Origin of the sequence: Blastopirellula sp. J2-11 (assembly GCF_024584705.1) — a bacterium.
GTDB lineage: Bacteria > Planctomycetota > Planctomycetia > Pirellulales > Pirellulaceae > Blastopirellula.
Genome location: NZ_CP097384.1, coordinates 4,804,593 through 4,815,944, shown reverse-complemented (window position 1 = coordinate 4,815,944; position 11,352 = coordinate 4,804,593). Strand labels below are relative to the sequence as shown.

Sequence of the window (11,352 nt, the reverse complement as noted above, 5' to 3'; positions counted from 1 at the left end):
TCAGCCCCTTATAATAGAGACGCGTCCTGTCCCGTCTCCTCGCGTATTGACCATCGGGTCTACAATCTATGCCGATCCAAATGGAACTCTCGCGGATTATCATCAGCGAGATCAATGATCAGCAGGTCATTTACCTGAAAGAAATCGATGGCGATCGGCAGTTTCCGATCATGATCGGCATCTTTGAGGCGACCAGCATTCATCGCCGCGTCAAAGACTTCGCGTCGCCGCGACCGCTCACCCACGATCTGATCTGTAATATCATCGATCAAATGGGGGGCGAGCTCGATAGCGTCGTCATCTGCGATCTGAATCAGGGGACCTATTTCGCCAACCTGCGAATCAAAATGGAAGGCGAGTTGATCGAAATCGACGCGCGACCTTCCGACGCGATCGCCATCGCGGTCACCAATCAGCCCAACCTGCCGATCTACGTCGAAGAGCATGTGCTGGACGAGTCGGCTACCTAAATTTGGCGACGCGTCTTCTTGAATAATATCAGCCGCAGAGCGTTAGCTCCGGTTTCTGATGCGAGCTTGATAACGACAAACAATCGGCGAAAAACTGCGGTTAAGCAGAAACCGCGGCTAACGCCGTGCGGCTAATTTTGTGGAAGAATTGGTCTGCGGTTCCGGTAGGTTGGTGGTGGTCGAATCGCGCGCGGTTTTGCTCTACCCACCCGACGCGCGCTACGCCCTGGTCGCACAACGCTTCGCAACCAAACTTCGCCCGATTTTGATCTATAACGGTCGGGTTGTTTCGCGCGCCCAGGGGACTAGGATGACGGTTGATCCATGTCCCCCGTCTTTGGAGTTCCCGCCCATGCTCAGGCTTGTTTTCTCGCTGTTGATTGCAGCCGCGTTCGCAGTTCCCGCCTTCGCTGGTCATCGTCTGGTGACGCAGGGTAACGGCAAACTGGCCATTGTCGACGCTGATGGAAAAGTTGAATGGGAAATGCCGTTCAACGATATCCATGACATCCACGTTACCACCGACGGGCACATCTTCGCGCAACAGCAGATGCGAAAGATCGTCGAGATCGACCCGCTACAAAAGAAGATCGTTTGGTCGTACGACTGCGCCAATTCTAATGGCAACGCGGGCAAGCCGATCGAAGTCCATTCGTTTCAACCGCTGGCTGACGGGAAGATGATGATCGCAGAGTCCGGCATTGGACGCATTATCGAAATCGATCGTGACGGCAAACTGCTCAAAGAAGTAAAGCTGGTCATCGACAATCCGCATCCGCACCGCGACACCCGCTTGGTTCGCAAGCTCGAAAATGGCGACTACCTGGTTTGCCATGAAGGGGACGGCAAGGTTCGCGAGTATGACGGCGAGACCGGCGATATCGTCTGGGAATACGATGTTCCGCTCTTTGACAAACAGCCTGCCGGTGGACACGGACCCGAAGCGTGGGGCAATCAATGCTTCGCCGCGGTTCGCCTGAAGAACGGCAACACGCTCATCTCGACCGGCAACGGCCACGGCGTGATCGAAGTTAACCACGACAAAGAAGTCGTCTGGCGCTTGCAGCAAAATGAATTGCCCGGCATCACGTTGGCCTGGGTCACCACGTTGGAAGTGTTGCCCGGCGGCAATTATGTGATCGGCAACTGTCATGCTGGCCCGGGGCAACCGCTGTTGGTCGAGATCGAGCCGAAGACCAAGAAGGTGGTTTGGACGTTTGACCAGTATGACCGGTTTGGGAACTCGGTTCCCAACTCACAGATCTTGGATGTTCAGGGAGACGTGATTCGCTAACGCGAACTCTCACGAAGAGAACGAAGAAGGCCGAGATGTCATGCTCATCTCGGCCTTTTCTCGTTCTTGTCGGCAGGCACGGCCTGCCCTACGACTTATTAAGAGACCAGCACGTCGGCGAACGCTTTGTTGAGCGCCGCGAGACCCTCTTGCCCCTGTTTTCCTTCCACAATCACGTTGACCATCACTTCCGACGTGTTGATCAGCTCGACGTTGATTCCCGAGTCGCTTAACGCGCGGAACATGCGGATGCCGACGCCGGTGTGACTGCGAAGTCCGATGCCGGAGACCGACAGTTTGGCGGCGTCCGCTTTGCACAAGATTTCTTCGGCGCCCAGTTCGGCGCCAATCTTCTTTGCGACGACCAACGCCTGTTCGCAATCTTCCTTCGGCACGGTCAGGCTCAAGTTGGCCGCGTCGCCGCGGCCGACGTTTTGGACGATCATGTCGACCAATATTCCTTCGGCCGCGATCGCTTCAAACACGCGAGCGGCGATGCCGGGATGATCCGGAATACGACGCAGTGCGATGACCGATTGCGAATCGTCCAGCACGATGCTGTCGATCGTCAGGTCTTCCATGGTCCGCAATCTCGAAACGACTTCGGCTGCATCCCGTTCGCATTCGCGCGGCACGGCGGCGACTGACTCTGGGGCGTCGCTAGGAGTCAAATCGAGTTGGAAGCCAGAGTGAACCGCGGCCAGCGCCCGCTGCGCGTCTTCTCGCGCGACCAGAACCGAGATCTTGATCTCGCTGGTGGTGATCATCTGGATGTTGATGTTGGCGTCGGCCAGCACGCGAAACATCTTATCGGCGACGCCTGATTGCTCGGCCATGCCGAGCCCGACGACCGAAATCTTCGAGACCTGCTCGTCATGCGCAACGCTGGTGAATTGCAGGATATGAGCGGCGTTGCGAACCGCTTCGAGCGTTTGATCCAGCTCTTCGCGCGGAACCGTAAACGAAATGTTGGCGCGGCCGTCGGCGCCGATGTTTTGCACCACCATGTCGACCGAGATCGCTTTGGTGGCGATGCTGTGGAACAACTCGTGTGAGATGCCGGGAACGTCGGGCACCCCTTCGATCGTGATGCGAGCTTCGTTCTTGGTCATCGCGGCGCCGCTGACCGGGCGCGTCAGCGACTCGGGCTGGTCGACGATCATCGTGCCGGTGATATCGGTAAAGCTGCTGCGGACATGAATCGGCACGCCAAACTTTTTGGCGAATTCGACCGAGCGGCTGTGCATCACGCCGGCGCCGAGACTGGCGAGCTCCAGCATTTCGTCATAGCTGATCTGCAGCACGCGCCGCGCTTCGGCCAACAGCCGCGGATCGGTCGTATAGACGCCGTCGACATCGGTGTAAATTTCGCAAGCGTCGGCATCCAGCACCGCCGCCAACGCGACTGCTGTCGTGTCGCTGCCGCCGCGGCCGAGCGTCGTAATGTTCAGGTTCTCGTCGATTCCTTGGAAACCGGCGGCGATCACAATATTGCCGGCGGCGAGCAGTTCTTTCACACGCTCGGTTTCGATCGAGATGATCCGCGCCTTGGTGTGCGTGCTGTCGGTGCGAATGCCGATCTGAGCGCCGGTCAGGCTGACCGCTTTGGCGCCCAGCGAATGAATCGCCATCGCCATCAGCGCCACGCTCACCTGTTCGCCGGTCGAGAGGAGCATGTCCATCTCGCGGGCCGGAGGGTGATCGTTGATTTGGCGGGCCAGGTCGACCAGAACATCGGTGTTTTTGCCCATCGCGCTGACCACCATGACGACCTGGTGCCCTTGTTTTTGGGCGCGGATCGCCTTGCGTGCGGCGGAGACGATTTTGTCGCAATCGGCGACGCTGGTGCCGCCGAATTTTTGAACAATCAAAGACATGTTGGGTTTCGGCCTTTCGGCTAGAGCTGCGGGGGAGCTTCGAGTTTAAAAATGCGTATGGGAAAAATTTGGAGGAGCATCGTTCTTCGTAGCCCGAAGCGCCAGCGAGGGAAATGCGGCTCGCTACTTCAATCCGCATTGGAATCGCCGAGCAATTTTCCCTCGCTTGCGCAGCGGGCTACGAAGAGAGATGCCAGCCATATTCCCCTCCCACAAGCGTAGGGACTGTTTAACTGTCGAGGAAGTGGCGCATCATGCGCCAGCCATCATCAAACGATAGCGCCGATCGTCCGGCGTTTTCCTCGTCATACGTCGAGTATTCGTCGGTGGAGACGCCAGTTCCACAAATCGTCAACGGCACAAAGCCGTGACTGTGCGTCTTGGTGCGCACCGGCGTAGGGTGATCGGGAGTGACCAGGATGCGATAGTCGCCCTGCTTTTTCAGCGCTTCGTGAAGCGGACCGACAATGTGGCGATCAATTTCTTCGAGCGCCTTGATCTTGGCGGCGGCGTCCCCTTCGTGCGAAGCTTCGTCGGGCGCTTCGACATGGACGCAGATGATGTCGGTCGTCGGCAGCGCGTCGATCGCGTACTTCCCTTTGGCGGCGTAGTCGGTGTCGGTATAGCCGGTCGCGCCGGGAACTTCGATGCGATCCCAGCCGACTAGCGCGGCCAGACCGCGCAGCAAGTCGACCGCGGTGATCATCTTGCCGCTACGACCATAGACCTCTTGGAATGATTTTAACGCAGGACGCTTGCCGATGCCCCACAGCCAAACGTTGGTCGCCGGCGGTTTGCCGGCGGCGATTCGTTTTTGGTTGACCGGATGATCGGCGAAGATTTCGACGCTGCGGCTCATCAGTTCTGACAGCAAGTCGCTGCCGGGCCCACGCGGATAATCGTCTGCGACCGACTTGTCGGTCAAATCGTGCGGCGGCGTGGTCCGCGTATCGGGCGAGAAAGGCGCCGGCGATTTTTCGCCGCGATAGAGCAACAGATTGCGGTAGCTGACGCCGGGGACGAATTCGAGCAGATCGCCGCCCAGTTCTGCTTGCAACGCCTTCAGCAGTTGGGCCGCTTCTTCGCTGGTGATATGACCAGCGGTGAAGCTGCGCATCGTCTGATCTTGCACCGTGACCAGATTGCAGCGAATCGCCCAATCTTCGGCGGCCAGCGCGATGCCCTGGGCGGCCGCTTCCAACGGAGCGCGCCCCGTGAAGTATTCGTTCGGGTTGTAACCCAGCAGGCTGAGATTCGCCACGTCGCTGCCGGCGGGCAAATGCGCCGGCACGTTGTTCGCGCGGCCGACGGCGCCGGCGACGGCGATCGCGTCCATGTTGGGCGTGTTGGCGGCGGCGAGCGGCGATTTTCCGCCGAGCGATTCTTGAGGTTCGTCAGCGCAACCGTCGGGAATAATGATGGCGTATTTCATCGCAATCTCACTTTAGTCTTGGACGCGAAGTTTGCGGATGCCGGCTCGCACGCTGTCGAGTCCGACGATTTCTTCCAACGCGGCGTCAGCGTCGCCATCGGTCGCGGTATGCGTCATGATGATCAAGGCGACAACGGCGTTGTCTCCTTCGTAGTCGGGCTCGTGCTGAATGACCGACGCGATCGAAATATGATGCTCGCCCAGGATCGTCGCGATCTCGGCCAGCACGCCGGGGCGATCGTCGACCAGGAAGCGGAAGTAGTAGCGACCGACAATCTCTCGGGGATCGCAAATCGCTACGTCGGGATTGTGACTTGTAAACAGTTTAAGCGTACGGAATGTCAGCGCCGTGCGCCCTACCGCCGTATCGATCAAGTCGGCGACAACCGCCGAAGCGGTCGGCTGTTGGCCGGCGCCCAGCCCGTGATAAAGCAAATCTCCCACCTGATCGCCGCTCACGCTGATCGCGTTGTAAGCGCCGCGAACTTCGGCCAAGGGGCGACCGATTCGGACCAAAGTGGGCGAGACGTGTAGTTCGAGTCCCTTGTCGGTCATGCGAGCGACCGCCAACAGTTTGACGCGGTAGCCCAGCTCAAGGGCGAACTGCAAGTCGACCGGATCGAGCGAATCGATGCCGACCCGCGGAATCTCTTTCCAGTCGATTGCGGCGCCAAAGGCGATATGCGCTAGGATCGCCAGCTTTTGCGCTGCGTCTGAGCCGTCGACATCCATCGTCGGGTCGGCTTCGGCGTAACCACGCTGCTGCGCTTCGCGGACGGCGTCGAAATAGTTGTCGCCATCTTCCTCCATCTTGGAAACGATGAAGTTGCTGGTCCCGTTCAAAATGCCGACCAGCGATGTCACTTGGTTGGCGGCCAGGCATTGCGTCAGGTTGGTGATGATCGGAATCCCGCCGGCGACAGCGGCGTCAAAAGCGATCGAACGACCCAGTTCATGGGCGCGGCTGAACAGTTCTGGCCCATGTTCGGCGATCAACGCTTTGTTGGCGGTGACGATATCTTTGCCTGCTTCCAGCAGTTGCAACATCGTCGTGCGGGCCTCGTCGATACCGCCCATCAGTTGGGCGACGACCTGGATTTCGGGATCTTTGATGATCTCGTTCAGGTCATCGGTCAACACGCCGTCAGGCAGCTGACAGTCACGCTGGCGACTCAGATCGCGAACGACCGCTTTTTGCAGCCATAGCGTTGTGCCTGCATTCTTCGCGGTGCGATCGCCGTGGTCCAGGAGAATGCGCGCAACACCGGCGCCCACGGTGCCGACGCCGACAATGGCAACCTTCGTTTTTGGCATGGCGAAACGCGATACTCCCCAGACTGACTGTGATATCAAAGCGAATCATTCATCGTAGATGGCCGCAGCGGGCGTCGTCAACCGGGCTAAAGTTGTTATAGGGTAAAGGTTTCGGGGTTTTCAAGGCTCGAATTGAGACGCGGTAGGACGCAGTTGGATAATCCCCCTGACAACGCGGTGATCTTTACAGGTCAACGCTCGGTCGCCGAATTCGGCGGTTATGCGACGGCGGCGGAGCGGATGGAAGAACTGGCGAGCCGGGTTTCTGGGGATTGAAGCGGTGCGGGAAGTCGACAGTTTCGTCCCCCGGTTCTGATGGGAACAATCTCGCGTCGATCTCCGCCGGGAAGATTCTGGTCACTCCGCTCCGTGTCCAGCGTCTCGGGCAATAGCGGCGGCACGAAAGTGATTGACGGCCCAAATCGCTCGCGACGAGCGTGCTGTCGAGTTTCCGTCGAATCGTTAAGATGGAATCTTTGCCCCTTCGCTATTTTGTCTGCAAAGGACGTCATGGAATCTGCGCCGCTCGAATTCTTTAAGCGTTTGCTTGATACTCCCAGTCCCTCTGGCTACGAAAAGCCGGTTCAAGATCTGGTGCGCGACTACCTGAAACCGATCGCCGAATCGGTCGACACCGACTTGCATGGTAATGTCATCGGCGCCAAAAACACCGGAGCGCCGCTCCGCGTGATGTATGCCGGGCATTGCGATCAAATCGGCATGCTGGTGACCCAGATCGACGAATTGGGCTTTATCTACGCTCAGACGATCGGCGGTTGGGATCCGCAGCAGTTGATTGGCCAGCGAATGATGATTTGGACTTCGACCGGTCCTGTTCCGGCGGTGATCGCCCGCAAGCCGATTCACCTGCTCAACGACGAAGAGCGGAAGACGGTCGTCGCGGCCAAGGACTTGTGGCTCGACATCGGCGCCAAGGATCAGGAAGAAGCGAAAGGTCTGGTTCGCATCGGTGATCCGGTCACGCTCAAGCTCGGCTTCCAAGAGATGCGCAACGGCCTGGCGAACGCACCGAAGATGGACAACACGACCGGCTTGTGGGTCGTGCTCGAAGCGCTGCGCCGCGCCGACAAATTGAACTGCTCGCTCTTCAGCGTTTCGACCGTGCAGGAAGAGATCGGCCTGCGGGGAGCGAAAACGAGCGCTCACGGCATCAACCCGCATGTGGGGATCGGCGTCGATGTGACGCATGCGACCGACTGCCCGACGATCGATAAGCGGCAGCAAGGGGAAGTGGCTCTCGGGAAAGGTCCGGTGATCTTCCGTGGTCCAAACATGAACCCCAAGGTGGTCGAGCGCTTGATTCTGGCGGCCGACGAATTCAAGATCCCGTATCAGTTGGCGGCGCTCGGCAAGCCGGCGTCGAATGATTCCAACGCGTTGCAAATGGCGCAAGCCGGCGTCGCCGCCGGTTGCGTTGCGATCCCGAATCGTTACATGCATAGCGCCGTCGAGGTCATCTCGCTCGAGGATATCGACAACGCGGCGACGCTGCTGGCGCGCTTCGCCGAGATGATCGAAGCGGACGCCGACTTCCGACCGTAAGAAGTCCGTCAAGAAACAGAGCAGGGCGTCCCCAGTTGGGACGCCCTGTTTTTTTGATTCGACTGAACGCAGCCGGAGATTAGCCGCCGTCGCGAATCAGGTCGAAGTATTGTTGGGCATTTTTCTCGTGATCGCGCGAGAGTCGCTTTTCGACGATCGCATCGGCGTCTTCGGACGATCCAGCTGACATCGCTTCTTTGATTTCGATCAGCGTTTTGCCGGCCATATTCTTGCCGTCGACGTAATCGACGATCACCCCTTTTCCTTTTTTCGGATCGGCGCGAACTTGCGAGTCATAGAAACCGGTGTCGGTTTCTTCCTCGGGGCGATCTCCGCGGCCTTGCCCTTCGCCCATGCCGTTGCCAGGCTGTCGGCTTTGTCCCATCTGCCCCATGCCGTCCATGCCTTCCCCTTGGCAGGCTTTGCACATCGCTTCTTTGGCGGCCATCATCTGTTCCATCGCTTCGTCCATCATTTCCAGCTGGTCCATTTGGCCCTGCAAATCTTCAAGCTGTTGCGTCATCTGGTTAAGCTGCTGCTGGGCTTCTTGCATGTTGCCGTTCTGCATTTGTTCGGCCGCTTCTCCCAACTGCTCGGCCATTTGCTCCATCCGTCCCATCTGCTCGTTCTGCATCTCCATTTCGTCGAGCTGACGTTGCAGCTTTTCGGCCGCTTCCTGATTGCCGGCCGCTTTTTGTTGTTCGATCTGCTGCTTCAAATCGGCTTTGGCTTTTGCTCGAGCGTCGGCCATTTGCTTCATTTTGTCGGCCATCTCTTTCAACTGTTGACCCAACGCCTGCTGCTCTTCTTTCGAGAGTTCGCCGTTGGCCATTTTCTGCTGCAGGTTCTTCATCTCTTCGATCGCTTTTTTCAGGTCGCCATCTTTCAGAGCGTCGGCGATCTTGTCTGCGGGACCTTTGGAGATGTTTTTGAGCGCTTCCAGCTTGTCCTTCAGCATTTCGGACATGCCAAGCTCTTTGACTTTGTCTTTGAGCGCCTTGGCCAGATCATTCAGCTCTAGCAACGTATCCTTTTGACCGGCATCTTTTTTCTTGGCGATCTTGTCGGTTCCTTCTTCCAGCTTTTTGAAGAGTTCGCTGGCGTCGGTCAGCCCTTTTTCTTCCGCTTCTTTACGGCGTTCTTCTAACTTCTTTTTCAGTTCTTCAGTCGTCGATTTGACGATCTTTTTTTCCTGGTCGATGCTGCTGGCGACCGCTTGGCCGGCGGTGGGATCGGGCTGCGCGTCTGGCACAAAAATCGCGACCATAAACGCGACAGCGGCAACCAGAACCGGCAGCAATCCCTGCCACGAAGCATGAATGGGGAATTTCTCACGGACATCGATTCGCTCTACGCGACGGACGGCGTCGGTTACCAGCGCTTTGCCAAAAGTCGATTCCCGTTCGTCCTGATCGAGGGTCATCGAACTGGAGACCCGTTCGCGCAGACCATAGCGAAGGTCGATTTCGAGCGCAGCTTCCAGCGCATTACGGCGTACGATATAAGTCCAAACCACGGCGCCAAGCAGGCCGACGATTGCGGCGCCGGCTAACCAACTCCACTTCCAGACGTCGCCGTCGACGCCGATCGGCCAGATCTTGGGGACGGCCATCGCAACGGCCGCCGCCAAATAAGCGAACAACAAAGACCAGACGAGCCGCTCCAGAAACTGCTGTGCGTTGAGTCTCCAACGCGCTGCGCCTACTTGCTGTTGCAGTTTGTCCATCGTCAGGCACCTAAGTTGGGATCCGAAAAAAAGTGGAGGATTTCTCGTAATTCGTGCCGAGAAGCTCCATCTAAGAGTTTACCGGAATTCGCGGCGAAATATCCACCGAAATGGGGAAATTTCGTTGCGGCGGCGGCACGGGTTGCAGTTCTAAGCTTGGGAAGTTCGCGACCGTCAGTTAGACTCCGCAGCGGCGGGGTTTGTTTCCTCCAATTCCCACGAGATCTCGGATGTTGGCCACCGACAAAAGTACGAAGCGACCGCTGGTTCCCCCCAGCGAGGCCCCTGAGCGGGATGTGGTGATCTACGATGGGCACTGCCGGTTTTGTACTGCAGGCGTCCGTTGGATTGACTTTTTGGGGGGTAAACGGCGGCTTTCTTACCTTTCGCTGCATGACCCAAGCGTCGGAAACTATGCCGGCGACCTGACGCATGAGCAGCTGATGGAGGAAATGTTGGTGGTCGAGCCGAGTGGAAAACGTCACGGAGGCGCCGAGGCCTTTCGGTATCTGACGCGCAAGCTCCCCTCCTTATGGATCGTTGCGCCGTTGTTGCATATTCCCTACAGCCTGCCTATTTGGGCATTTTGCTATCGTCAATTTGCACGAATCCGGTATCGATTCGGTCGGAATCAATGCGACGATGGTTCCTGCAAGATACATTTCGATTAGTCAGCGGCATTCGCCAGCACCGATCTAATCTGAATATCCGCTCATTTCGTACAGGGATGGGGCAGTCAAGGAGCCGACTTAATGTTCGATTTTCGCTCGCGCGATCATGATGATCTGCCGGTGCGCGCCCACCGCATGGGGACCGAGCTTGCCTTGGTCGAACATCATGGAGCGTGGCAATTGTCCATTCAACGCCGCATGTCTGGCACGACCATTCGCCGACATCTCTATAGCGTACAGTTGACCGGTCACGACTCGTGTCTGCGGGAGTTTTTGACTGGGTTCACCTCGCTTAACAGCGCTCGCAACGCTGCACTCGACAAGATCGAGAAGCTGGAAGACAAGTACTACAAGCAATCGTCGGCAGACGACGATTTCAAGCCGATCCCCGACATTGTCGATACGCTCAAAAAACAGAAGAAGATCAAAAAAATCGCCGGAATCAATCAGCGGCGGCACAAGGATTGAGTCGCCGTATTTTCACGCTTGTTCATTTTCATGATTGTTGGCGCGAAATTGTCAGTCTTTCGCCAGCACATCTATCAATGACGTAGTTCTTCCGTCAGATTGATAATGAATACGTCTCCTACGCTATTTGGTGTTGCGTAACGGCATTTTCTCTTCGTAGCCCGAAACGCGTTTTTTGAAGTTGCGCTATTTGCAATTCACGAACGATCGAACACGAATGAAGGACGTTATTACGGCCAGAACCAACCGGAAATCGTCACACTAGCCCGCCAGCGCCAGCGAGGGAATAGAGTTGGCGATGATCCTAACACGGATTGAAGTGGCGAGCCGTATTCCCTCGCTTGCGCTGCGGGCTAGTGTTCGATAGATTCGAAAAAGCGCAACTTCAAAGAGCGCGAGCGAGGGAAATGCGTTTAGCTACTTCGAATCGTATCAGAATGGCCGAGCGATTTTCCCTCGCTCGCGCGTCGGGCAACGAAGAATCCTAGGCGCCTGCGATTTTAAATAACGCTATTCAAACCGCACTCCTCAGCAGGG

General features: G+C 57.3%; 10 protein-coding genes. 6 read left to right on the top strand and 4 right to left on the bottom strand.

What is annotated here, in order from left to right; all coding sequences use genetic code 11:
* The first annotated feature begins 68 nt into the window (after nt 1–68).
* Both M4951_RS18990 and M4951_RS18985 read left to right on the top strand, forming a co-directional pair.
* The gene (locus M4951_RS18990; protein WP_262023208.1) at nt 69–470 is read left to right on the top strand and encodes a bifunctional nuclease family protein; all 402 of its coding nucleotides are present in this window, start codon (nt 69–71) and stop codon (nt 468–470) included.
* Between the two features lie 352 nt (nt 471–822).
* Nucleotides 823–1,764 (top strand): PQQ-like beta-propeller repeat protein, encoded by a 942-nt coding sequence (locus tag M4951_RS18985; RefSeq protein ID WP_262023207.1) that lies wholly within the window; start codon nt 823–825, stop codon nt 1,762–1,764.
* Nucleotides 1,765–1,862: 98 nt separating this feature from the next.
* Here the strand turns inward: M4951_RS18985 and M4951_RS18980 are convergent, their stop codons facing one another.
* The 3 genes from M4951_RS18980 to M4951_RS18970 all read right to left on the bottom strand — a co-directional run bounded on the left by M4951_RS18980 (nt 1,863) and on the right by M4951_RS18970 (nt 6,387).
* A complete protein-coding gene (locus tag M4951_RS18980) occupies nt 1,863–3,641 on the bottom strand; it encodes an aspartate kinase (protein WP_262023206.1) in 1,779 nt (592 codons plus the stop codon).
* 229 nt (nt 3,642–3,870) lie between these two features.
* Nucleotides 3,871–5,073, bottom strand: coding sequence for a cofactor-independent phosphoglycerate mutase (locus tag M4951_RS18975; protein ID WP_262023205.1), 1,203 nt, complete (start codon nt 5,071–5,073; stop codon nt 3,871–3,873).
* Nucleotides 5,074–5,085: 12 nt separating this feature from the next.
* Nucleotides 5,086–6,387, bottom strand: coding sequence for a homoserine dehydrogenase (locus tag M4951_RS18970; protein ID WP_262023204.1), 1,302 nt, complete (start codon nt 6,385–6,387; stop codon nt 5,086–5,088).
* Between the two features lie 153 nt (nt 6,388–6,540).
* Between M4951_RS18970 and M4951_RS18965 the strand changes: the two genes are divergently transcribed.
* Nucleotides 6,541–6,663 (top strand): hypothetical protein, encoded by a 123-nt coding sequence (locus tag M4951_RS18965; protein WP_262023203.1) that lies wholly within the window; start codon nt 6,541–6,543, stop codon nt 6,661–6,663.
* 234 nt (nt 6,664–6,897) lie between these two features.
* Nucleotides 6,898–7,950 carry a M42 family metallopeptidase gene (locus M4951_RS18960; protein ID WP_262023202.1) on the top strand — a complete coding sequence of 351 codons (1,053 nt, stop codon included), beginning with the start codon at nt 6,898–6,900 and terminating at the stop codon, nt 7,948–7,950.
* Between the two features lie 79 nt (nt 7,951–8,029).
* Here the strand turns inward: M4951_RS18960 and M4951_RS18955 are convergent, their stop codons facing one another.
* A complete protein-coding gene (locus tag M4951_RS18955) occupies nt 8,030–9,676 on the bottom strand; it encodes a DUF4175 domain-containing protein (protein ID WP_262023201.1) in 1,647 nt (548 codons plus the stop codon).
* A gap of 230 nt (nt 9,677–9,906) precedes the next feature.
* Between M4951_RS18955 and M4951_RS18950 the strand changes: the two genes are divergently transcribed.
* Together M4951_RS18950 and M4951_RS18945 are read left to right on the top strand one after the other, a co-directional pair.
* Complete coding sequence (locus M4951_RS18950) at nt 9,907–10,347, top strand: thiol-disulfide oxidoreductase DCC family protein (protein ID WP_262023200.1); 441 nt, start codon at nt 9,907–9,909, stop codon at nt 10,345–10,347.
* Nucleotides 10,348–10,428: 81 nt separating this feature from the next.
* The gene (locus M4951_RS18945) at nt 10,429–10,815 is read left to right on the top strand and encodes a hypothetical protein (protein WP_262023199.1); all 387 of its coding nucleotides are present in this window, start codon (nt 10,429–10,431) and stop codon (nt 10,813–10,815) included.
* The last annotated feature ends 537 nt before the right edge of the window (nt 10,816–11,352 follow it).